General features: G+C 49.6%; 18 protein-coding genes and 1 other RNA gene. 18 read left to right on the top strand and 1 reads right to left on the bottom strand.

Annotated elements, in window-relative coordinates:
* Positions 1–18 precede the first annotated feature (18 nt).
* The 17 genes from aceF (at position 19) to lpxC (ending at position 20,862) form a co-directional block, all read left to right on the top strand.
* Complete coding sequence (gene aceF, locus F0316_RS02240; protein WP_172625946.1) at positions 19–1,911, top strand: pyruvate dehydrogenase complex dihydrolipoyllysine-residue acetyltransferase; 1,893 nt, start codon at positions 19–21, stop codon at positions 1,909–1,911.
* A gap of 267 nt (positions 1,912–2,178) precedes the next feature.
* On the top strand, positions 2,179–3,606 hold the full coding sequence (lpdA, locus tag F0316_RS02245; RefSeq protein WP_000031534.1) for a dihydrolipoyl dehydrogenase: 1,428 nt from the start codon (positions 2,179–2,181) through the stop codon (positions 3,604–3,606).
* A 173-nt stretch (positions 3,607–3,779) separates the two neighbouring features.
* Positions 3,780–4,181: RNase P RNA component class A (gene rnpB, locus F0316_RS02250), an RNA gene on the top strand.
* Positions 4,182–4,362: 181 nt separating this feature from the next.
* Positions 4,363–5,313, top strand: a complete 951-nt coding sequence (gene rsmH, locus F0316_RS02255; RefSeq protein ID WP_000127220.1) for a 16S rRNA (cytosine(1402)-N(4))-methyltransferase RsmH — start codon at positions 4,363–4,365, stop codon at positions 5,311–5,313.
* Positions 5,314–5,322: 9 nt separating this feature from the next.
* Positions 5,323–5,643, top strand: a complete 321-nt coding sequence (ftsL, locus tag F0316_RS02260; RefSeq protein ID WP_001137975.1) for a cell division protein FtsL — start codon at positions 5,323–5,325, stop codon at positions 5,641–5,643.
* Positions 5,640–7,382, top strand: coding sequence for a penicillin-binding protein 3 (locus F0316_RS02265; RefSeq protein ID WP_000725937.1), 1,743 nt, complete (start codon positions 5,640–5,642; stop codon positions 7,380–7,382). Before ftsL ends, F0316_RS02265 begins: the two co-directional genes overlap by 4 nt.
* A gap of 16 nt (positions 7,383–7,398) precedes the next feature.
* Positions 7,399–8,886 carry a UDP-N-acetylmuramoyl-L-alanyl-D-glutamate--2,6-diaminopimelate ligase gene (murE, locus tag F0316_RS02270; RefSeq protein WP_162796422.1) on the top strand — a complete coding sequence of 496 codons (1,488 nt, stop codon included), beginning with the start codon at positions 7,399–7,401 and terminating at the stop codon, positions 8,884–8,886.
* Positions 8,883–10,241: a UDP-N-acetylmuramoyl-tripeptide--D-alanyl-D-alanine ligase gene (locus tag F0316_RS02275; RefSeq protein WP_149560169.1), complete on the top strand. Its 1,359-nt coding sequence runs from the start codon at positions 8,883–8,885 to the stop codon at positions 10,239–10,241. Before murE ends, F0316_RS02275 begins: the two co-directional genes overlap by 4 nt.
* Positions 10,238–11,320 (top strand): phospho-N-acetylmuramoyl-pentapeptide-transferase, encoded by a 1,083-nt coding sequence (mraY, locus tag F0316_RS02280; RefSeq protein ID WP_000587839.1) that lies wholly within the window; start codon positions 10,238–10,240, stop codon positions 11,318–11,320. Before F0316_RS02275 ends, mraY begins: the two co-directional genes overlap by 4 nt.
* 23 nt (positions 11,321–11,343) lie before the next feature.
* The gene (gene murD, locus F0316_RS02285) at positions 11,344–12,666 is read left to right on the top strand and encodes a UDP-N-acetylmuramoyl-L-alanine--D-glutamate ligase (protein ID WP_172625947.1); all 1,323 of its coding nucleotides are present in this window, start codon (positions 11,344–11,346) and stop codon (positions 12,664–12,666) included.
* 16 nt (positions 12,667–12,682) lie between these two features.
* Positions 12,683–13,879 (top strand): cell division protein FtsW, encoded by a 1,197-nt coding sequence (gene ftsW / locus F0316_RS02290; RefSeq protein ID WP_114774357.1) that lies wholly within the window; start codon positions 12,683–12,685, stop codon positions 13,877–13,879.
* On the top strand, positions 13,866–14,927 hold the full coding sequence (gene murG, locus F0316_RS02295; protein WP_001038920.1) for an undecaprenyldiphospho-muramoylpentapeptide beta-N-acetylglucosaminyltransferase: 1,062 nt from the start codon (positions 13,866–13,868) through the stop codon (positions 14,925–14,927). Before ftsW ends, murG begins: the two co-directional genes overlap by 14 nt.
* Before the next feature lie 13 nt (positions 14,928–14,940).
* Positions 14,941–16,401 (top strand): UDP-N-acetylmuramate--L-alanine ligase, encoded by a 1,461-nt coding sequence (murC, locus tag F0316_RS02300; protein ID WP_149560171.1) that lies wholly within the window; start codon positions 14,941–14,943, stop codon positions 16,399–16,401.
* 181 nt (positions 16,402–16,582) lie between these two features.
* Positions 16,583–17,365 carry a cell division protein FtsQ/DivIB gene (locus tag F0316_RS02305; RefSeq protein WP_000608980.1) on the top strand — a complete coding sequence of 261 codons (783 nt, stop codon included), beginning with the start codon at positions 16,583–16,585 and terminating at the stop codon, positions 17,363–17,365.
* Positions 17,358–18,620, top strand: coding sequence for a cell division protein FtsA (gene ftsA / locus F0316_RS02310; protein ID WP_000169466.1), 1,263 nt, complete (start codon positions 17,358–17,360; stop codon positions 18,618–18,620). Before F0316_RS02305 ends, ftsA begins: the two co-directional genes overlap by 8 nt.
* Before the next feature lie 30 nt (positions 18,621–18,650).
* The gene (gene ftsZ, locus F0316_RS02315; protein ID WP_000462806.1) at positions 18,651–19,847 is read left to right on the top strand and encodes a cell division protein FtsZ; all 1,197 of its coding nucleotides are present in this window, start codon (positions 18,651–18,653) and stop codon (positions 19,845–19,847) included.
* Between the two features lie 97 nt (positions 19,848–19,944).
* Positions 19,945–20,862 (top strand): UDP-3-O-acyl-N-acetylglucosamine deacetylase, encoded by a 918-nt coding sequence (gene lpxC / locus F0316_RS02320; RefSeq protein ID WP_000621097.1) that lies wholly within the window; start codon positions 19,945–19,947, stop codon positions 20,860–20,862.
* 104 nt (positions 20,863–20,966) lie between these two features.
* Here lpxC and F0316_RS02325 read toward each other — a convergent pair whose 3' ends face one another.
* Complete coding sequence (locus tag F0316_RS02325; protein ID WP_001204648.1) at positions 20,967–21,440, bottom strand: DUF721 domain-containing protein; 474 nt, start codon at positions 21,438–21,440, stop codon at positions 20,967–20,969.
* Positions 21,441–21,793: 353 nt separating this feature from the next.
* On the opposite strand from F0316_RS02325, the gene secA reads away from it, so the two are divergent.
* A complete protein-coding gene (gene secA, locus F0316_RS02330) occupies positions 21,794–24,505 on the top strand; it encodes a preprotein translocase subunit SecA (protein ID WP_054104085.1) in 2,712 nt (903 codons plus the stop codon).
* Positions 24,506–24,519 lie beyond the last annotated feature (14 nt).

Raw genomic sequence — 24,519 nt, forward strand, 5'->3', positions numbered from 1 at the left:
TTGAAGGTAGGAAAAGTAATGGCAATCGAAATTTATGTACCTGACATCGGTGCGGATGAGGTTGAAGTCACTGAGATTCTCGTCAAAGTCGGCGACAAAGTGGCTGAAGAGCAATCTCTGATCACGGTTGAAGGCGACAAAGCTTCTATGGAAGTTCCTGCGTCTCAAGCGGGTATCGTTAAAGAGATCAAAGTAGTGGCAGGTGACAAAGTGTCTACTGGCTCTCTGATCATGGTCTTTGACGCGGAAGGTGCAGCAGCGGCTGCACCAGCTCCTGCGCCTCAAGCGGCAGCACCAGTTGCTGCAGCTCCAGCGGCCGCTGCACTGAAAGAAGTGCAAGTACCAGACATTGGCGGTGATGAAGTTGAAGTGACTGAAATCATGGTCAAAGTGGGCGATGTGGTTGCGGAAGAGCAATCTCTGATCACCGTTGAAGGCGACAAAGCGTCAATGGAAGTACCTGCACCTTTCGCTGGTACGGTTAAAGAGATCAAAATCGCTGCGGGCGACAAAGTATCTACAGGTTCACTGATCATGGTGTTTGAAGTAGCCGGCGCTGCGCCAGTTGCAGCACCCGTTCAAGCTGCGGCACCAGCGGCAGCTGCTGCTCCAGCTGTTGCAGCACTGAAAGAAGTTCAAGTACCTGATATCGGCGGTGACGAAGTGACCGTAACGGAAATCATGGTTAACGTGGGCGACAGCATCAGCGAAGAGCAATCTCTGATCACCGTAGAAGGCGATAAGGCTTCTATGGAAGTACCAGCACCTTTTGCTGGAACTCTCAAAGAGATCAAAGTGGCTGCAGGCGATAAAGTGAAAACAGGTTCGCTGATCATGGTGTTTGAAGTTGCTGGCGCAGCGCCAGTCGCGGCACCAGTTCAAGCAGCAGCACCAGCACCTGCGGCAGCGCCTGCTCAAGCATCGGCTCCTGCGGCGGCTGCACCTGCAACAAGTGGTGAATTCCAAGAAAACCATGAGTACTCACACGCTTCTCCAGTAGTACGTCGTCTGGCTCGTGAATTTGGCGTTAACCTAGCCAAAGTCAAAGGCTCTGGCCGTAAGAACCGTATCCTGAAAGAAGACGTACAGAACTACGTGAAAGAAGCGCTGAAACGTCTGGAATCTGGCGCGCAAGCAACTGCTTCAGGTAAAGGTGATGGCGCAGCGCTGGGCTTACTGCCTTGGCCAAAAGTGGACTTCAGCAAGTTCGGTGATACCGAAGTGCAACCACTGTCTCGCATCAAGAAAATCTCGGGTGCTAACCTGCACCGTAACTGGGTGATGATCCCGCACGTGACCCAATGGGACAATGCAGACATCACTGAGCTAGAGAAATTCCGTCAAGAGCAAAACGCGATGGAAGCGAAGCGCGACACAGGTATGAAGATCACTCCGCTGGTGTTCATCATGAAAGCCGCTGCGAAAGCGCTGGAAGCTTTCCCTGCGTTCAACTCTTCTCTGTCTGACGATGGCGAAAGCTTGATCCTGAAGAAATACGTGAACATCGGTATCGCAGTGGATACACCAAATGGTCTGGTGGTTCCTGTGTTTAAAGATGTGAACAAGAAAGGTATCTACGAGCTGTCAAAAGAGCTGGCTGAAGTCTCGAAGAAAGCCCGTGGCGGTAAGCTGACTGCCGCTGACATGCAAGGTGGCTGTTTCACTATCTCTAGCCTAGGTGGCATTGGCGGTACAGCGTTTACCCCAATCGTTAACGCACCTGAAGTGGCTATTTTGGGTGTGTCTAAGTCTGAGATGAAGCCAGTGTGGAACGGCAAAGAGTTCGCGCCACGTCTGCAACTGCCACTGTCACTGTCTTACGATCACCGCGTGATCGACGGTGCAGAAGGTGCACGCTTCATTACTTACCTGAACGAGTGTCTAAGCGACATCCGTCGTCTGGTACTGTAAGCGCATTCTCGGGTGGCGAAAGCCACCCGATTTTATGGTTATCTGCCAATTTGACGTTGAAACTGATTTTCCGTTGAATTGTTGTCTAGCTCACAGGCTACATGGATTTACTTTTCACACCATTAACATCTCTGTAAACTGTTGCGGTCTGAAAGTAATCGTTTTACATGCTTGATTTGAAACATTCGTTTTTGATTCGTTTGTAAATAAAACAACTAGATAGAACACCCATCAGCCTGTTAGGGATATTGACTACAAGAGGTCGAAATGAGCAAAGAAATTAAAGCCCAAGTCGTGGTGCTTGGTGCCGGTCCTGCTGGTTACTCCGCCGCATTCCGCTGTGCAGACTTAGGTCTGGATACCGTCATCATCGAACGTTACAACACGCTAGGTGGTGTGTGTTTGAACGTTGGTTGTATTCCTTCTAAAGCACTGCTGCACGTGGCAAAAGTGATTGAAGAAGCCAAAGCGCTGACTGAGCACGGTATCGTGTTTGGCGAGCCAAAAACAGACATCGACAAAGTTCGTCTGTGGAAAGAAAAAGTGATCAATCAGCTGACCGGTGGTCTGGCTGGTATGGCAAAAATGCGTAAAGTGAACGTAGTCAACGGCTACGGTAAATTCACTGGCCCGAACACCATTGAAGTGGAAGGCGAAGAGGGCAAAACTGTCGTAACTTTCGATAACGCGATCGTTGCAGCAGGTTCTCGTCCAATCAAACTGCCATTCATTCCGCATGAAGACCCACGTATTTGGGATTCAACCGATGCGCTGGAACTGAAAGAAGTGCCTGGAAAACTGCTGATCATGGGCGGCGGTATCATCGGTCTGGAAATGGCGACTGTTTACCACTCACTGGGTTCTAAAATTGATGTGGTTGAGATGTTTGACCAACTTATCCCTGCTGCGGATAAAGATATGGTTAAAGTCTATACTAAACGCATCAAAGATAAGTTTAACCTGATGCTGGAAACCAAAGTTACCGCCGTTGAAGCGAAAGAAGATGGTATCTACGTTTCAATGGAAGGTAAGAGCGCACCAGCACAAGCTGAGCGTTACGATGCGGTTCTGGTTGCAATTGGTCGTGTACCAAACGGTAAACTGCTGGATGCTGAGAAAGCGGGTCTGGAAGTGGACGAGCGTGGCTTTATCCGTGTGGATAAGCAAATGCGCACTAACGTTCCGCACATCTTCGCGATCGGTGACATCGTGGGTCAACCAATGCTGGCACACAAAGGCGTGCATGAAGGCCACGTAGCCGCAGAAGTGATCTCGGGTAAGAAGCACTACTTCGATCCAAAAGTGATCCCATCCATCGCTTACACTGAGCCAGAAGTGGCTTGGGTTGGTAAGACAGAAAAAGAAGCGAAAGCAGAAGGCATCAACTATGAAGTGGCGACTTTCCCATGGGCAGCCTCTGGCCGTGCGATTGCTTCTGACTGTGCAGACGGTATGACTAAGCTTATCTTCGATAAAGAGACTCACCGTGTTATCGGTGGCGCTATCGTAGGTACTAACGGTGGTGAACTGCTGGGTGAAATCGGTCTGGCGATCGAGATGGGCTGTGATGCAGAAGACATCGCACTGACCATTCATGCTCACCCAACGCTGCATGAGTCTGTGGGTCTGGCCGCTGAAGTCTTCGAAGGCACCATCACTGACCTGCCAAACGCCAAAGCGAAAAAGAAAAAATAATTTCTGATTCACTGGTTTGGTTAAACAGTGTTTGATTGAAGAAACCGCTGCTTGCAGCGGTTTTTTTCGTCTTTGATTCCCAATTGAATGCAAAGTAAGCAGTTAAACCGAGATTTGATGCGCTGGCGGATTGTTTCTGGACTCTGCTCACACTTCTCGCTACAATCCGCCGCGGAGTTGACTGGGTAGTCGCTGCCTTATTGACGTCCCTTGGCCTATCGCCAGGGAGACTGATAAGGGGGAGGAAAGTCCGGGCTCCATAGAGCAGGGTGCCAGGTAACGCCTGGGGGGCGCAAGCCTACGACAAGTGCAACAGAGAGCAAACCGCCGATGGCCTCTCCTTCGGGATGGGATCAGGTAAGGGTGAAAGGGTGCGGTAAGAGCGCACCGTGCGACTGGCAACAGTTCGTAGCAGGGTAAACTCCACCCGGAGCAAGACCAAATAGGCCTCCACATAGCGTTGCTCGCGTTAGGAGGCGGGTAGGTTGCTTGAGCCAGTGAGTGATTGCTGGCCTAGAGGAATGGCTACTACCGCGCAAGCGGAACAGAACCCGGCTTATACGTCGACTCCACCTATTGCAGACCCATCATAGCCTTGTGTTATGGTGGGTTTTTTGCTTTTTGCTGACTCAGGTCGTAGCAAAACCATTAAACTTAGCGCAAAGTCACGTCCTGTATACGCTTATGGCTAGCGGTAGTGTCTGAAATCGGTACACTAACCCATATGACGGGCATGCCCAGCACAACGAGAAAATCATGACTGCTTCTTTCCAACACATCTCTGTATTATTGAACGAATCGATTGAAGGATTGGCGATCAAGCCGGATGGTATCTACATCGATGGCACCTTTGGCCGCGGTGGTCACAGTCGCACCATTCTCGCTCAGTTAGGCCCAGAAGGTCGTCTGTACAGCATTGACCGTGATCCGCAAGCGATTGCCGAAGCGCAGAAGATTGATGATCCGCGTTTTACCATCGTCCATGGCCCTTTCTCGGGTATTGCCGAATACGCACAGCGTTATGATCTGGTGGGTAAAGTCGATGGTGTGTTGTTCGACCTCGGCGTTTCTTCACCGCAGTTGGATGATGCCGAGCGCGGTTTTAGTTTTATGAAAGATGGTCCACTCGACATGCGTATGGATCCAACCAGTGGTATGCCAGTTTCCGCGTGGTTGGCACAAGCCGACTTGGATGACATCACTTGGGTGATTCGCGAGTTTGGTGAAGATAAACATGCGCGCAGAATAGCTAAAGCCATTGTCGAATATCGGGAAAACGAGCTCAACGAGCCCTTGACGCGTACTAGCCAGTTAGCAAAACTCATCTCCGACGCGGCGCCTAAAAGTTTCAAAGAGAAAAAGCACCCTGCCACCCGCGCTTTTCAAGCTTTTCGGATCTACATCAACAGTGAATTAGAAGAGATTGATACCGCATTGCGCGGCGCTTCTGACATTCTGGCTCCACAAGGCCGCCTGTCCGTGATCAGTTTCCATTCACTGGAAGATCGCATGGTGAAACGCTTTATGCGTAAAGAGAGCCAAGGCCCAGAAGTGCCACACGGCCTTCCTTTGACCCAAGAGCAAATTCGTGCGCTCGGCAGTGCCAAGATGAAAACCGTGGGTAAGGCACTCAAGCCATCGGATCAAGAAGTCGAACTTAACCCGCGTTCACGCAGCTCTGTTCTGCGCGTGGCAGAAAAACTGTAGAGGGTTACTATGCCTCGTCAGTCGCCGCCGAACCTCGCGAAGTTAATTGCCCTAGATCTACTGACGGTAGGTCGGGTGCCCTTGCTGCTTTTAGTGCTGATTTTTAGCTGCGCTATGGGCGTGGTGTTTATGACTCACCATACCAGACAGGCGATCAGCGCTAAAGATCAAGCCTTTATGGAGCGTGAGCGGCTCGATAACGAATGGCGTAACCTGATTTTGGAAGAAACTGCTTTGGCTGAGCACAGCCGAGTACAACAATTAGCAAGAAAAGATCTGGAGATGAAACGTCCAGATTCAGACAAAGAAGTCGTGATCAACCTTAAATGAAGAAGAAAGCCCCAGCCAAAGCCTCCCGAGTTTCTCCCCGTGTTACCACGGCTGAGCCTGCACCTATCTTTATCCGCTGGCGTTTCTATCTGCTGCTGTTTTTTGTGCTAACGGCGTTCTGCGCTTTGGTTGCACGAGTGGCTTATATCCAAATTATTGAACCTGACAATCTGATTAAAGAAGGGGATTTGCGCTCGATTCGCGCCAAAACCTTGCAATCAGCGCGCGGCATTATTTCTGATCGTAATGGCGAAGCGTTAGCGGTGAGTGTGCCAGTCGAAGCGGTCTGGGCCGATCCTGTCGCTATTTATAAAGAAGGCGGTCTGGTTGAGAAAGACCGTTGGTATGCGCTCGCCGATGTGCTCGGACTGGATCGTCAGGAGATGATGAAGAAAATCGAGGATAACCGTTCGCGCCGCTTTATCTATCTGCAACGTCAGGTGAGCCCTGCGATGGCCAAATACATCCGTGAACTTAAATTAGCGGGGATTGGCCTAAAAGAAGAGTCACGCCGCTATTATCCCGCAGGTGAGGTGAGTGCCCACTTAGTCGGGGTGACCGGAATTGATGGCCACGGTCTTGAAGGGGTAGAGCGCAGCTTTGATAGCACCTTAACCGGTGAGTCAGGTAAGAGCGTGACGCGTAAAGATAAGTTTGGGCGAGTGGTGGAAAACATTGCCCTAGAAGAGCGTGAAGAAGGTAAGCCTATCCAGCTCACCATTGACCAGCGCTTACAAGCGATCGCTTTTCGTGCCGTGAAACAGGCGATGGCGGATTATCGTGCTACTTCTGCATCGGCAGTGATGTTGGATGTGAAAACCGGCGCGGTACTGGCGATGGTGAATGCGCCTTCTTACAACCCGAATAATCGCAACGACTGGCAAAGTTTTAAAATGCGTAACCGAGTGATCACCGATGCGTTTGAGCCCGGTTCAACGGTTAAGCCTTTTGTGGTCTTGGCGGCGCTCGCCAATGGTATCGCCGACAAAAACACCATCATAGATACCGGAGATGGCACCATGCAGATTGGCGGTAGCCGCGTGCGTGATACCTCCAAAGTTGGCAAAGCCGATCTCACGCTGATTTTGAAAAAGTCGAGCAACATTGGTGTGGCTAAATTAGCCTTAGAAATGCCGTTAGAGGCGTTATTGGGCATGTATAGCTCGGTGGGCTTGGGCGAAATGTCTGGCTTGGATTTGGTGGGCGAAACGATCGGTATTTTCCCGAATCGCCGCCGTTGGTCACAGTTTGAAATCGCCACCTTATCATTTGGCTATGGTTTGGCGATTACGCCTATTCAGTTAGCTCACGCCTACGCGACCTTAGGCAACCATGGTAAATACCAACCTATTCATATTATTAAAGGTGATCAACATGGCGAGACGCGCCAAGTGGTTGATCCTAAATATGTCAATCAGGTGCTCGAAATGCTGGAAACGGTAACTCAGCCGGGCGGAACGGCAACGCGTGCGGCGGTACCGGGGTATCGTATTGCGGCCAAATCCGGTACGTCACGTAAAGCGATTGCGGGCGGTTATAGTGATGAATATTTTGCCTATACCGCAGGGGTGGCTCCGGTGAGCGACCCAAGAATTTCACTGGTGGTCATGGTCAATGAGCCGCAAGGCGACTCTTACTATGGCGGCGCAGTGGCCGGTCCGGTTTTCTCGGAAATCATGAAGGGCGCATTACAAATCCTCAACATTGCTCCTGATGAAAACCGCTTCCAAAACAAATAATAGTGTGAGACGGAACATGAACACGCATTCAGCGATCTCCGAACTGATCGCGCCATGGCTAGAGCTGACCGACCCTAAGTTGGCCGCGCTGGTCATTACTCATCTTGAACTGGATAGCCGCCTGATTAAATCGGGTGATACCTTTGTCGCTATTCAAGGCCATGCAGTGGATGGTCGCCAATTTATCGATAACGCCATTGCGCAAGGTGCCAATGTTGTGTTGGCAGAAGCCGATGCTCAGCATCTCAATGGGTGGGTTGAGTATCGTGCAGGTGTCCCCGTCATCTATTTGGCTGAACTTGGTCAACATCTGTCAGAGTTGGCTGGGCGTCTGTATGGCGGCCACCACAATCAACTGATTGGCGTGACGGGCACGAACGGTAAAACCACCATCACCCAACTGATTGCTCAATGGCTCGAATTGCTCGGTCATAAAGCTGCCGTGATGGGCACCACGGGGAACGGTTTTTTAAATGCGCTTGAACCTGCGGCCAACACCACAGGTAATGCACTACAAATTCAGGCTACTTTACGTGATTTAGCCGAACGCGGCGCGCAATATACAGCGCTGGAAACCTCGTCTCATGGTTTAGTGCAAGGGCGCGTGAAAAAGCTCCATTTTGTGGCCGGTGTCTTTTCCAATTTGAGCCGTGACCATTTGGATTATCACGGCACTATGGAGGCTTACGCCGCCGCGAAATTCTCTCTATTTAGTGAGCATGCCTGCCAAAACGCGATTATTAATGTCGATGATGCGGTCGGCGCGCAATGGGTCAAACAATTGCCGCAGGCGATCGGGGTTTCTTTAGTGGCGAAACCAAACACAGCGCAAGCCATCTGGGCGCGCGAAGTGGCATACGCTGAAAGCGGTATTACGCTGAACTTTGAGAGTTCGTGGGGAGAAGGCGAACTGCATGCACCACTGATTGGTGAGTTCAATGCCTGTAACTTGTTATTGGCGTTGGCAACCTTGCTCAGCTTGGGTTTTGAGAAAAGTGCACTGCTCGCCACTGCGCCAAAGCTGCGTCCTGTCTTAGGGCGGATGGAGCTGTTCCAACGTGAGCAAAAAGCCAAAATGGTGGTTGATTATGCGCACACGCCGGACGCTTTAGAAAAAGCACTGCGCGCGTTACGTGTGCATTGCGCGGGTCAGTTATGGGCGATTGTGGGGTGTGGCGGCGATCGTGATCGCGGTAAACGTCCGATGATGGCTGCGATTGCTGAGCAGTTTGCCGATCGCGTGATCCTGACCGATGACAACCCACGCAGTGAGTCGCCGCAAGCGATTGTAGCGGATATGGTAGCTGGACTGACTCACCCCGAGCGCGCTCATATCGAACACCACCGTTTCCAAGCCGCGAGTTATGCGCTTCAGCATGCAGGCGCACAAGACATCATCCTGCTCGCGGGTAAAGGACATGAAGATTATCAGGTGCTGGCCAACGAAACGATTCACTACTCGGATCGTGAAACCGCCCAACAGTTACTGGAGTTACAACCATGATTCGCGTAATGCTTTCTCAGCTCTGCTCAGTATTGAATGCTCGTTTAATTGGTGAGGATCGCGCGGTCAGTGCCGTATCGACGGACAGTCGTGTAATTCCCGCCGAAGCGCTGTTTGTTGCCTTGGTCGGTGAACGTTTTGATGCGCACGATTTTGCCTCTCAAGCGGTAACTGGTGGGGCGATTGCTCTGTTGGTGCAGCGCGAACTCGATGCAGAGTGTTCACAACTGGTTGTTGCCGATACCAAACAGGCCTTAGGTCAGCTTGGCTCTTGGGTGCATGCGCAGTGTCAAACGCCTACGGTCGCGATCACCGGAAGCTGTGGCAAAACCACGGTCAAAGAGATGGTGGCCAGCATTTTAAGCCAGAAAGGCCAAGTGCTTTACACGCAAGGAAACTTCAATAACGACATCGGCGTTCCGCTGACTCTGCTGCGCTCAACGGCCGAAGATGATTATGCCGTGATTGAATTAGGGGCGAATCATGTAGGTGAAATTGCCTACACCACCGCCTTGGTTAAGCCGGATGTTGCCCTAGTCAACAATGTAGCGGCAGCGCACTTAGAAGGTTTTGGCTCGATGGATGGCGTTAAACGCGCTAAAGGTGAAATCTATCAAGGGTTACAGGCGGGTGCCGTGGCGATTGTTAATTTAGACAGCAACGGTGGTGACTACTGGAAAGCGGTACTGGCGGACAAAACCGTGAAAACATTTTCCGCTACCGATCACAATGCTGACTTTTATCCACGTGATGTGCGGTTAAATGCGCTCGGTATAGCTAGCTTTACTTTGGTTACCCCGGTTGGTGAAGTGGCTGTTGAGTTGGGCATCATGGGCCAACACAACGTGGCCAATGCACTGGCTGCTGCGGCCTTATCACTGGAAATGGGCGCGAGCTTGGCGGAAATTGGTCAAGGTTTAGCGCATTTATCCAAAGTGAAAGGTCGAGTGGATATGGCACAGTTGCGTGACGATATCACGCTTATTGATGACAGCTATAACGCTAGCGTGCCAGCCATGAAAGCGGCGGTGGAGCTGTTAGGCAGCTTTTCCGCTGTACGCTGGTTAATTTTGGGCAATATGGCGGAGTTGGGTGATGAAAGTCTTGCACTTCATCAGCAAGTCGGTGAACATGCTGCACCATTCGGTTTTGAGTTTGTCCTGACGTATGGCAAGGACGCAAAAGTGATCAGCGACCTTTGCCAAGGGCATCACTTTGCTACTCATCAGGACATGATGACATTTATTGAGCAGCACATAGAACAACAGGGTCGTACTCAAGTATTGTTGGTGAAAGGTGCCAACAGTGCAGGGATGAGTAAAATTGCCGCTGCTCTCAAGGAGAAATTTGCATGATTATTTGGCTTGCTGAACTGCTCCAGCCATATTTTTCGTTTTTCCGTCTGTTCGAATATCTCTCATTTCGCGCCATTGTCAGCATTCTGACTGCGCTTGGGATCTCGTTGTGGATGGGGCCGCGCATGATTAAGCGCCTACAAATGCTGCAGATTGGGCAAGTAGTGCGTAATGAAGGGCCTGAATCTCACTTCAGTAAACGCGGTACTCCGACCATGGGTGGGGTGATGATCCTTGCCGCGATCACCATCACTGTACTGCTGTGGGCCGATCTGACTAACCCTTATGTTTGGGCTGTGCTTGCGGTACTGCTCGGTTACGGTGCGGTCGGTTTTGTCGATGATTACCGTAAAGTGGTGCGCAAAAATACCGATGGCTTGATCGCGCGCTGGAAATACTTTTGGCAATCTGCGATTGCTTTAGTGGTTGCGTTTGCTCTGTATGCGCACGGCCAAGATACGGCGGCAACGCAGTTGGTGGTCCCTTTCTTTAAAGATGTGATGCCACAGCTGGGCTTGATGTACATAGTGCTGACCTATTTCGTGATTGTTGGTACCAGTAATGCGGTGAACTTGACCGATGGTCTGGATGGCTTGGCGATCATGCCAACCGTATTGGTTGCAGCCGGATTTGCGGCGATTGCATGGGCGACCGGTAACGTTAACTTCGCGAACTATCTGCATATCCCTTATATTCCTCACTCTTCTGAGTTGGTGGTGGTGTGTACCGCGATGGTCGGTGCCGGTTTAGGCTTTTTATGGTTTAACACCTATCCAGCCCAAGTATTTATGGGCGATGTCGGCGCGTTGGCGTTAGGTGGCGCGTTAGGTACGATTGCGGTACTGGTTCGCCAAGAATTTGTGTTGGTGATCATGGGCGGCGTATTCGTGATGGAAACCCTGTCAGTGATTTTGCAAGTGGGCTCTTACAAACTGCGTGGACAACGTATCTTCCGTATGGCACCGATTCACCATCACTACGAATTAAAAGGCTGGCCAGAACCACGTGTGATCGTGCGTTTTTGGATCATCTCTATCGTTTTAGTATTGATTGGCTTAGCGACACTCAAAGTTCGTTAAGTGGATTAAGGATGTCAATTTCAATGGACCGTTGGCAAGGCATACAGCATGTGGTCGTCGTAGGGCTCGGGATTACCGGGCTCTCTGTCGTTAATTATCTGCGAAAATATCATCCGTCGGTAACCGTGCAGGTTATCGATACGCGCGAAACACCACCGGGGCAAGAGCAGCTTTCGTCGGACGTTGCACTGCACCGTGGCGGGTGGAATATTGAGTGGTTACTCAATGCCGATTTGGTAGTCACCAACCCAGGCATTGCGTTGGCGACGCCGGAAATCCAACAAGTGCTGGCTGCTGGAATTCCTGTTGTCGGTGATATTGAGCTCTTTGCATGGCATGTGGATACACCCGTTATTGCGATCACTGGCTCAAATGGCAAAAGCACCGTCACTGATTTAAGCGGTGTGTTAGCCAATGCTGCTGGTGTGAAGGCCGCGGTAGGCGGCAATATTGGGGTTCCGGCACTGGATCTGATTTCTCCAGACGTTGAACTGTATGTGCTTGAGCTATCAAGCTTCCAATTAGAAACTACCTCTAGCCTAAAACTGAAAGCGGCCGCGTTTCTCAATCTTTCTGAAGATCATATGGATCGTTATCAGGGGATGGAGGATTATCGCCAAGCCAAACTGCGCATTTTCGGTCATGCTGAAACCGCAGTGGTGAATGCCGATGATACTCAAACTTTTCCTGACCACGCGGCGCATCTGCAAGTGGTGATGTTTGGTGTCGAGCAAGCGGCACAATTTAGCCTTGCTCAACATCAAGGCCGCGAATACCTTTTTGCGCGCGATGAGGCCGTCATGGCGTGTGCTGAGCTGAGTTTAGTTGGCCGTCATAACGTGGCAAACGTACTTACCGTGTTAGCTTTGCTGGATTCTGCCGAAGTAAACTTCCGTTTGGCTTTGGATGCACTCAAGTCTTACACGGGTTTGACACACCGCTGCCAAGTGGTTGCCGATAATCACGGCATCAAGTGGGTCAATGATTCTAAGGCGACCAATGTTGCGAGTACGCTGGCAGCATTGTCGGGATTAAAAATCGAAGGCCAACTCTATTTGTTGGTTGGTGGCGTAGGTAAAGGGGCGGATTTCACGCCGCTCGCCCCCGTATTGTCGACATTGCCTGTGCAATTGTGCTGCTTTGGTGTGGATGGCCATCAATTTATGCCACTGCACCCTTCGGCTCGGTTTTATGACTCGATGGAGAGCATAATTCGCTCAATTCGCCCGCAATTAAAAAGTGGGGATATGGTGCTGCTCTCTCCCGCTTGTGCGAGCTTTGATCAGTTCAAAAACTTTATGGCGCGTGGGGATATTTTTGCCCAACTCGCTCGGCAATATGCATAAGCGTTAGGTAAGTCACTTGTTTTTATCCGGATCTTTCACAAAACTGAGCCACTGGTTGAGAACCCCCTCACCAGAGGCGCTGTTTGACCGTCAATTGGTCTGGATTGCTTTTGGCTTGATGCTGATTGGTTTGGTGATGGTGACATCAGCCTCATTTCCCATCAGTTCTCGCCTAACCGATCAACCGTTTCACTTTATGTTTCGTCACGCCATCTTTCTGCTGTTGGCTTTTCTCACCTCAAGCATGGTGTTACAAGTCCCTTTAGATCGTTGGATGAAATACAGCTCGTTACTACTCGGCATCTCCTTTTTCTTATTGATTGTCGTACTGGTCGTGGGCAAATCGGTCAACGGTGCATCACGTTGGATCCCGCTCGGTCTTTTTAACCTTCAGCCAGCGGAAGTGGCTAAGCTGTCACTGTTTATCTTTATGTCCGGCTATCTGGTGCGCAAGCATGATGAAGTACGGCAGACTTTCTTTGGCGGCTTTTTAAAACCTATCATGGTGTTTGGTACGCTCGCGGTGTTGCTGCTCGGTCAGCCGGACTTAGGTACCGTGATCGTAATGCTGGTGACACTGTTTGGCATGCTGTTTATTGCCGGCGCGAAACTCTCTCAGTTTTTGGCCTTGATGGTGGCAGGAGTGTTAGCGGTGGTCGCGCTGATTGTCGCTGAACCTTATCGTGTACGCCGTGTGACCTCGTTTTTAGATCCGTGGGAAGATCCCTTTGGTAGCGGTTACCAGCTGACTCAATCCTTGATGGCGTTTGGCCGCGGTGAGTGGTTTGGGCAAGGATTAGGCAATTCGATTCAAAAACTCGAATATTTGCCTGAAGCGCATACTGACTTTGTATTCGCCGTCTTGGCCGAAGAGCTTGGCTTTATCGGCGTGGTATTAGTGCTCGTGCTGATTTTCAGTTTGGTACTGAAAGCGATTTTTATCGGCAAAAAAGCCTTTCAACATGATCAGCAGTTTGGCGGCTACCTCGCGTTTGGCATCGGTATTTGGTTTGCGTTTCAGACCTTAGTGAACGTCGGTGCGGCAGCGGGTATGGTGCCCACCAAAGGCTTGACTTTACCACTGATCAGTTACGGTGGTTCCAGTTTAATTATTATGTCAGTGGCGGTGTCGATTTTACTGCGCATCGATCATGAATGCCGTTTAGCGGATCGCCACGCACCAGAAGAAATCACAGTTGATGAACAAGAATAAAAAATTAATGGTGATGGCCGGAGGAACCGGCGGTCACGTATTTCCCGGTTTGGCTGTCGCCAAACAACTACAGCAACAGGGTTGGCAAATTCGTTGGTTGGGAACGGCTGACCGAATGGAAGCGGAATTGGTTCCTAAGCACGGCATTGAGATTGACTTTATTCAAGTCAAAGGGCTGCGCGGCCAAGGGCTGATGCGCTTACTCAAAGCACCTTTCCAAATTGTGAACGCGATTTTGCAAGCGCGCCGCCATTTGCTGGCTTATCAGCCAGATGCAGTACTCGGCATGGGCGGTTATGTGAGCGGACCCGGCGGGATTGCCGCTTGGTTACTGGGTATTCCAGTGGTGTTGCATGAGCAAAATGCGGTTGCTGGGCTGACTAACCAATGGCTGGCTAAAATTGCACGGCGTGTATTTCAAGCCTTCCCCGGAGCATTTGCTGACGCGCCTGTGGTGGGTAACCCAGTACGTCAAGATGTCGTACAACTTGCCGCGCCAGAGCAGCGTTTTGCCACGCGTAACGGTGCCATTCGAATTTTAGTCATGGGTGGCAGCCAAGGTGCCCGTATCCTAAACCAAACCTTGCCAGCGGTGATGGCGGCATTAGGTGAGGGTTATGAAATCCGTCATCAAGCCGGTAAAAACAGCCAACAAGACGTGGCTGAGGCTTATGCTGCTGCTGGAGTGGAAAGCGCGCAAGTCACCGAATTTATTGATGATGTGGCAGATGCATACGCTTGGGCGGATCTGCTCATCTGTCGCTCAGGCGCATTGACCGTCTCAGAGGTCTCAGCGGCGGGCGTTGGGGCGATTTTTATCCCTTTCATGCATAAAGATCGTCAGCAAGCACTCAACGCTGATCATTTAGTGGCTTGTGGAGCCGCCAAAATGATTGAGCAGCCCGAATTGAGTGTGGAAAAGCTGACCCAGATGGTGCGCGAACTCGATAGAGCACAATTATTGTCCATGGCACAGAAGGCGCGCCAAGCCGCCAAATTAGATGCTGACAAGGTGGTGGCGCAAGCGATCATCGCCATTACCGAATAACGAGAACAGAATTATGACGATTAAACATACCCAAGACCTCGCCCAAATTCGCGCTATGGTGCCAGAGATGCGCCGTGTAAAAGCGATCCACTTTATTGGTATTGGCGGGGCGGGGATGAGCGGGATTGCGGAAGTGCTGCTCAATGAAGGCTATCAAATTTCAGGCTCCGATCTGGCCGCGAATGCGGTCACTGACCGTTTAGCTGACAAAGGCGCGACCATTTTTATTGGTCATGAAGCGCACAATGTTGCTCACGCAAGCGTGGTCGTGGTCTCGACGGCTATTAATGAACAAAACCCTGAAATCCAAGCGGCGCGTGAAAAACGCATCCCGATTGTTCGTCGTGCTGAAATGTTGGCAGAGCTGATGCGTTTTCGCCACGGTATTGCGGTCGCGGGAACTCACGGTAAAACCACCACGACGGCACTCGTCACTCAGATTTATTCTGAAGCAGGATTGGATCCGACCTTTGTGAATGGTGGTTTGGTGAAAAGCGCTGGCACGAACGCACGTTTGGGTTCTAGCCGCATTTTGATCGCCGAAGCGGATGAGAGTGATGCTTCATTCTTGCATCTGCAGCCAATGGTGACCATAGTGACCAATATCGAAGCGGATCATATGGATACTTATGGCGGCGATTTTGAAAACCTTAAACAGACCTTTATCGATTTTCTGCACAATCTGCCTTTTTACGGCCAAGCGATTTTGTGCATTGATGATCCGGTGATTCGTGAGCTTATTCCGCGTGTTAGCCGCCAAGTGATCACTTATGGATTCTCAGAAGATGCCGACGTGCGCATTGAAAATTACCGCCAGAATGGTCAGCAGGGCCAATTTACCGTGGTACGTAAAGGCAAAGCGAATTTGGATATCACGCTCAATATCCCCGGCCGTCACAATGCGCTGAATGCCGCTGCGGCTATTGTTGTGGCTACCGAGGACGATATTCGCGATGAAGCGATTTTACGCGCGATGGCCAATACCCAAGGCACAGGTCGCCGTTTTGACCATCTTGGAGAGTTTGAAACCGGGAATGGCGTCGCTATGCTGGTGGATGATTACGGTCACCACCCCACTGAAGTTGACGTGACGATTAAAGCGGCGCGTAATGGCTGGGCAGAAAAACGCTTAGTGATGATTTTCCAGCCGCATCGTTACACGCGAACTCGCGATTTGTATGATGATTTTGCCAACGTACTTGAGCAAGTTGATGTACTGATCATGCTCGATGTCTATGCTGCTGGTGAAAAGCCTATCGCAGGTGCTGATGGGCGATCTTTGTGTCGAACTATCCGCAGCCGAGGCAAAATCGATCCGATTTTTGTGCCGGATAGCCAAACCTTACCTTCGGTGCTTGCCAATATCTTGCAGGATGGTGACTTGGTACTGACGCAAGGCGCGGGCGATGTCGGGAAAGTAGCAAGGCATTTAGCCGCGCTTGAACTCAATATCGGGCGTATGCAACAGATTTAAAACAGCCTAAAGGTTGTCTCATTGGTGAATTCCTTGGTATCAAGCCCAGATTTCTGATGTTGGGTATTTGATACTTTGGATCACCTCAGTATAATCCGGAGGTTAAAGTCATTGCTTTAACCCTCTATGACGCTACGAAATAGGGAATCAAATTGCCAGTCGATAACAGGATCACCGGGCTTTGATCAACAAGGTACTTTTAGAAGGCCAGAGAATCACCCGCTCACCACAAGTTAAACAACATGCCTGTGGTGCGAGTTTTTTTCTGGTGGTGCTATTGCTGATAGGTGGTTTGCTGTATTCGACGATCAGTTGGATGTGGGACGAACAACGTCTGCCTCTCTCTAAACTCGTTTTACAGGGTGACTTACATTATGTTTCTGCTCTCGATGTTCAGCGGGTATTAGCACGCTTAGATCATATCGGGACATTTATGTCACAAGATATTAATGTTCTGCAAGAGAGTGTGCAGTCGATCCCGTGGGTTTCCCATGCATCGATAAGAAAACAGTGGCCAGATACGATTAAAGTCTATTTAACCGAATATCAGGTTGAAGCTCTGTGGAATGCGAATGCGTTATTAGATAAAAATGGCACGGTATTTTATGGCGATATTGCACGAGTAAATGGTGAATACGTCAAATTATATGGGCCAGATGGCACTGCGCCACAAGTATTAAAAGCATGGCGAGATTACAACCCGAAATTTGCTCAGCTAGGTTTAAATATCTCTTCATTAGTATTAAATGATCGACGAGCTTGGCAAATTATTCTCGACAATGGTATTCGTCTGGAATTGGGGAAAGAGTCATTAGAAGAACGAATATCGCGCTTCTTTTTGCTCTATAAACAATTAGGTAATAAAGCTGAACAAGTCAGCTATATCGACCTCAGGTATGATACTGGAGCCGCGGTGGGTTGGTTCCCTGAACAAGAGTTAACACAAGAGAAAAACGATGACTAAGACTGTCGATGACAACATTATTGTTGGTCTGGACATAGGCACTGCCACCGTCTCCGCTCTCGTGGGTGAAATACTCCCTGATGGTCAAATCAATATTATTGGCGCTGGCAGTAGCCCATCTCGCGGGATGGATAAAGGCGGCGTGAACGACCTTGAATCGGTAGTAAAATCGGTCCAACGGGCGATTGATCAAGCGGAGATGATGGCTGAATGTAAAATCAGCCATGTGTTCCTTTCGATTTCTGGACGGCACATTGCCAGCCGTATAGAGAAAGGAATGGGGACGATTTCGGATGAAGAAGTCTCCCAAGAAGATATGGATCGCGCGATCCATACAGCAAAATCGATCAAAATTGGTGAAGAACAGCGTATCCTGCATGTCATTCCACAGGAGTTCACCATAGATTATCAGGAAGGCATCAAGAATCCGCTGGGTTTATCCGGGGTTCGCATGGAAGTGAGTGTGCACCTGATCACTTGCCATAATGATATGGCAAGAAACATTATTAAAGCGGTTGAACGCTGCGGTTTAAAAGTTGAACAATTGGTGTATTCCGGTTTGGCGGCTAGCAACGCAGTGATTACGGAAGACGAGCGCGAGCTTGGGGTCTGTGTGGTTGATATTGGTGCTGGCACCATGGATATCGCCATTTGGACCGGCGGTGCCCTGCGTCATACCGAAGTATTTTCTTACGCAGGCAACGCGGTAACCAGTGACATCGCGTTTGCTTTTGGTACGCCAGTCAGTGATGCGGAAGAAATTAAAGTAAAATATGGTTGCGCACTGAGTGAATTGGTCAGCAAAGACGACACGGTCAATGTACCGAGTGTCGGCGGCCGTCCATCAAGAAGTTTGCAACGACAAACCTTGTCGGAAGTGATTGAGCCTCGCTACACTGAATTAATGGGGCTGGTCAATCAAACCGTGGATTCGGTGCAAGAATCCCTACGCAAAGAAGGCATCAAACACCATTTGGCTGCCGGCGTTGTGTTGACAGGGGGCGCAGCACAAATAGAAGGTTTAGTGGCATGCGCAGAACGCGTATTCCGCAATCAAGTTAGGGTGGGTAAACCGCTGGAAGTGAGTGGCCTTACCGACTATGTAAAAGAGCCGTATCATTCTACGGCAGTGGGATTGCTTCATTACGCAAGAGATAGTCAAATCAGCGACGATACTGAATATCAGGAACCTAAACGACCCTCTATGACAGGTTGGATAGGCCGCTTGCGCAACTGGATACAAAAAGAGTTTTAACCTGAGAGACAGGAAAAACGGAGATAACACATGTTTGAACCGATGATGGAAATGTCTGACGATGCGGTAATCAAAGTCGTTGGAGTGGGTGGCGGCGGCGGTAACGCGGTTGAACACATGGTGCGTGAATCCATCGAGGGTGTGGAATTCATGAGTATCAATACTGATGCTCAGGCACTGCGCAAAACGAGCGTTGGTACTGTTATTCAGATTGGTGGCAATATCACCAAAGGTCTAGGTGCAGGTGCGAATCCACAAGTGGGTCGTGATGCAGCACTAGAAGATAAAGAACGCATTAAAGAATTCCTAACTGGTGCCGATATGGTATTTATCGCAGCAGGCATGGGTGGCGGTACAGGAACCGGAGCTGCACCAGTGATTGCCGAAGTGGCAAAAGAGCTGGGCATTTTAACGGTTGCTGTAGTAACCAAACCTTTCAGCTTTGAAGGCAAAAAGCGTTTGGCTTTTGCTGAGCAGGGAATTGAAGAGCTATCTAAGCACGTTGATTCACTGATCACGATTCCAAACGAAAAACTACTCAAAGTGTTGGGTCGTGGTATCACGTTACTGGAAGCCTTTGCGAGCGCGAACAACGTACTTAAAAATGCAGTGCAAGGCATCGCTGAACTGATTACTCGCCCAGGCATGATTAACGTCGACTTTGCGGACGTACGCACTGTGATGTCGGAAATGGGTCACGCCATGATGGGTAGTGGTGTTGCAAGAGGTGAAGACCGCGCGGAAGAAGCTGCTGAAATGGCAATTTCAAGCCCGCTGCTGGAAGACATCGATCTTGCTGGTGCACGTGGTGTTCTGGTGAATATTACTGCCGGCCTAGATATGCGACTGGATGAATTCGAAACTGTCGGTAATACTGTTAAGGCGTTTGCCTCTGACAATGCAACTGTGGTTATCGGTACTTCGTTAGACCCTGATATGGCAGACGAAATCCGCGTAACAGTCGTGGCAACTGGTATCGGTAACGAGAAAAAGCCAGATATTACTCTCGTTGCAGGTGGGAAATCTAAAGTTGCACCTGTATCGGCTCCGGTGACTTCTCGCGTGGAAGAGAAAGCGGCACAGCCTTTGCATGAAAGAGTTGAAGTGAAAACTCAACCAGCAGCAGCGCCATCGCACTCTTCGGCAAGTCAGAGTGTCGCGCCAAAGCCAGAAAAAGAGAGCGGATATCTTGATATTCCGGCTTTCCTGAGACGTCAAGCTGACTAAAATATCAGCGTAATTTGACAGTGTTCAGAATTCTGGTAGGATGTCGGTCGGTGTTGTGCCGGCCGTTCATTGTGGCTAAATAAATCGAGGCAACTAGATGATCAGACAACGTACTCTGAAAGAAATAGTGAAAACAACTGGGGTGGGCTTACACTCTGGTCGTAAAGTTACGCTGACTCTTCGCCCGGCCGCAGCCAATACGGGGATTATTTATCGTCGTACTGACGTCAACCCACCAGTTGATTTTCCTGCCGATCCGGCTTCTGTGCGTGACACCATGCTTTGTACCGCTTTGGTTAATGATCAAGGTGTACGAATCTCTACCGTAGAGCATCTTAATGCTGCTTTAGCAGGGATGGGGATCGACAACGCGATTATCGAAGTGGACGCCCCAGAAATTCCAATTATGGATGGCAGTGCGAGTCCTTTTGTTTACTTGCTGCAACAAGCGGGTATTCAAACACTCAATGCACCAAAACGCTTCATCCGTATCAAGAAACCTGTACGCATTGAAGATGGCGATAAGTGGGCTGAATTTGTTCCATTTAACGGCTTCCGTATGGATTTCGAAATTGAGTTCAACCACCCAGCGATTGATGGCGATGACCAACGCCTCGTGTTTGATTTCTCTTCACAAGGCTTTGTGAAAGAAATCTCTCGTGCGCGTACCTTTGGTTTTATGCGTGATATCGAATATCTGCAATCACAAAACCTCTGCTTAGGTGGTAGCTTTGATTGCGCGATCGTGCTGGATGATTACCGTATCCTGAATGAAGAAGGACTGCGTTTCGATAACGAGTTTGTGACTCATAAAGTGCTGGATGCGATTGGTGATCTCTACATGGCTGGTCATGCGATTGTTGGTGAGTTCCGTGCCTACAAATCAGGCCACGGCTTGAACAACCAACTGCTGCGTGCGGTATTGGCCGATCAAGAAGCATGGGAATGGGCAACCTTCGAAGAAGAAGTGGGTTCACCTGTTGCTTTTGCTGAGCCGAACATGGTTCTCGCGTAAGCCATTCATAAAGAATAATCATAATAAAGCCAGACTGATGTCTGGCTTTATTTTTTCTTTTAAATTCAATGATATTTAAACTCTATTCGTTGAGTGTAACCTGTTCAATCGTCTTTCTGATTTGCTTTCGCTAAACGCGCTAAGCTCTGTAAGCGTTTTTTGACTTTATCTGAAGCTTGATCGGCAATCGCGAGCAGCACATGAGCGGCATGTTCAGAGAGCGGTGGGCGAGGATTTGCCGCCCGAGCATCCTCAGAGGTGATTTTGCTTTGCCGATACAACTCAGGATTGACTCGCACTTCGATACTGATCAAATGGCCAAACCCGTTTTGCCTAAGCTGAGTCAAAATATGTAAACGCTCATAATCGACTTTCATTTTGAGCGCTGCGCTGGCTGCTTCAAGCACCAAATTGCCACCGCGCACATTGGCGGCGCGCACTTGGGTTTTTAAGCCTTTGGGCAGGATTTCTTGTAATTGGCGATTAATAAGCAAAATCGCTTTTGCATGCTCTTGGATCTGCTTGAGTTTGGATGCCTGAATCAACTCATCGGTAGCGGTAGGGCGGTGATCACGCATCGGATTCTCCTTTGGCTGGTGTGACGCTATTCTAACGCGCTTCTTGGCGCACCGAAACGTACATCTTAGTTTGCTGAGATGAATTAAAAAGCGCGAGAAACCTTGTAAACATTGGGCTTAGTGCACAAAACCGCAAGCTCGTATTCAACAAATCATAGAGAACCTTGGTTGTTGAGACAAAAATTCCTTAAACTAGGCGGCACTTAATTAACTGCGTGCCTTGAAAATAAACGCTGTCATCACAATATCTCACACAGATGACTTATCTCAGTATCCTTAGTTGAAAATAGGTAGAGACTAAAGACATTCCAAGGTCGATAGACAGCGATTTAGCACAGAGAGATTCACAACAAATGATAACTAAGCTACTGACAAAGGTGATTGGCAGTCGCAATGACCGCACACTGCGCCGTTTACGCAAGATTGTAAAAGAGATTAATAACTACGAACCCGCCTTTGAAGCCCTCTCCGATGAAGAGCTAAAAGCGAAAACTGTCGAGTTCCGTCAACGCATTGAACAGGGCGAAAACCTTGATCAACTGTTGCCAGAAGCTTTTGCCACCGTGCGCGAAGCTTCTAAGCGTGTGTTCGGCATGCGCCATTTTGATGTACAGCTGATTGGCGGTATGGTGCTGCATGGCGGTCAAATCGCTGAGATGCGTACGGGTGAAGGTAAAACGCTAACCGCAACGCTGGCTGCTTACCTGAATGCCCTACCTGGTAAAGGCGTACACATTGTTACAGTCAACGATTACTTGGCCAAACGTGACGCAGAAACCAACCGACCACTCTTCGAATTCTTAGGCATGACCGTGGGCGTGAATATTCCCAACATGCCGCAGCCTGCTAAAAAAGAGGCTTACCAAGCCGACATCCTGTACGGTACCAACAACGAATTTGGTTTTGACTACCTGCGCGATAACATGGCGTTTCGCCCTGAAGATCGCGTGCAACGTGCTCGCTTCTTTGCTGTGGTCGATGAAGTGGACTCTATCTTAATCGATGAAGCACGTACCCCGCTGATTATCTCAGGTCCTGCGGAAGACAGTTCGGATCTCTACATCCGTATCAACAAGTTGATCCCGCTACTGCAAAAGCAAGATAAAGAAGATTCGGAAGAGTACCGCGGTGACGGTCACTTCACCGTGGATGAAAAATCTAAGCAGGTGCATCTGACCGAAACGGGTCAAGAGTTCGTTGAAGAGCTGCTAGTGAAAAACGGCATGATGCAAGAGGGTGATACGCTTTACTCTCCCGCTAACATTAGCTTGCTGCACCACGTTAACGCGGCATTGCGTGCGCATGTTCTGTTTGAAAAGAACGTCGATTACATCGTGACATCCGATGGTGAAGTGGTGATCGTTGATGAACATACCGGTCGTACTATGCCGGGTCGTCGCTGGTCTGATGGTCTGCACCAAGCAGTAGAAGCGAAAGAAGGGGTGAAGATCCAGAACGAAAACCAAACACTGGCATCGATCACTTTCCAAAACTACTTCCGTCTGTATGAAAAGCTGTCTGGTATGACGGGTACCGCTGATACCGAAGCGTTTGAATTCCAACAAATCTACGGTTTGGAAACGGTCGTTATCCCAACCAACAAGCCGATGGTGCGTAACGATATGCCGGATGTGGTGTATCGCTCCGAAGCGGAAAAGTTTGCCGCGATCATTGAAGATATCAAACAGCGCGTTGAGAAAGGTCAACCTGTGTTGGTGGGTACGGTTTCGATTGAGAAATCAGAATTGCTCTCCAATGCACTGAAAAAAGCAGGCATCAAGCACAATGTTCTGAACGCGAAGTTCCATGAAAAAGAAGCGGAAATTGTTGCTGAAGCGGGTAAACCTGGCGCAGTCACCATCGCAACCAACATGGCGGGTCGTGGTACGGATATCGTATTGGGTGGCAGTTGGCAGGCCAAAGTAGAGAAGCTGGACAACCCAACTCAAGATCAAATTGATGCGATTAAAGCTGAGTGGAAGCAAGTGCACGATCAAGTGTTGCAAGCGGGCGGCCTACACATCATTGGTACTGAGCGTCACGAATCTCGCCGTATCGATAACCAGCTACGTGGTCGTTCTGGTCGTCAAGGTGATGCGGGTTCATCGCGTTTCTATCTCTCAATGGAAGATACTTTACTGCGTATTTTCACCTCTGATCGTATGGCGGCATTGATCCAAAGCGGTATGGATGAAGGCGAAGCGATTGAGTCAAAAATGCTCTCTCGCTCGATTGAAAAAGCGCAGCGTAAAGTAGAAGGCCGTAACTTCGACATTCGTAAACAGTTGCTGGAATACGATGACGTAGCGAACGATCAGCGTAAAGTCGTTTACGAACTGCGTGATGAACTGATGAGCGCAGATGACATCAGCGACATGATCGCGCAAAACCGTGAAGATGTGCTGAACGCGGTGATGGATGAGTACATTCCGCCACAATCTCTGGAAGATATGTGGGATATCAAAGGGTTGGAAGATCGCCTAAAGAACGATTTCGATCTACCACTACCGATCCAATCTTGGTTAGATGCTGACAACAAGCTGTATGAAGAAGCGCTACGTGAGCGCATCATCGAGCAAGCGGTTGAGGTTTATAAAGCCAAAGAGCAAGCGGTTAGCCCTGCGGTGATGCGTAACTTTGAAAAATCTGTGATGCTGCAAACGCTAGATACACTGTGGAAAGAGCATCTGGCGGCGATGGATCACTTGCGTCAAGGTATTCATCTACGTGGTTACGCACAGAAAAACCCGAAACAAGAGTACAAGCGCGAGTCGTTTGAACTGTTTGAAGATCTGCTTGAGTCACTCAAATCGGATGTGATCACTGTCTTGTCCAAAGTCCGTGTTCAGCAGCAAGAAGAAGTGGAGCGTATGGAAGCTCAACGCCGCGCGCAAGCTGAAGAAGCGGCGCGTCATGCACAAGCGCAACACGCGAGTGCTGATGATGCTGAGCAAGACGAGTCGAACCAGCCAATGGTGCGTGATGAACGCAAAGTGGGCCGTAACGAACCTTGTCCATGCGGTAGCGGTAAAAAATACAAACAGTGTCACGGGCAAATTAACTAAGCCAGTTTCACCTT

Source organism: Vibrio cholerae (assembly GCF_008369605.1).
Lineage (GTDB): Bacteria > Pseudomonadota > Gammaproteobacteria > Enterobacterales > Vibrionaceae > Vibrio > Vibrio cholerae.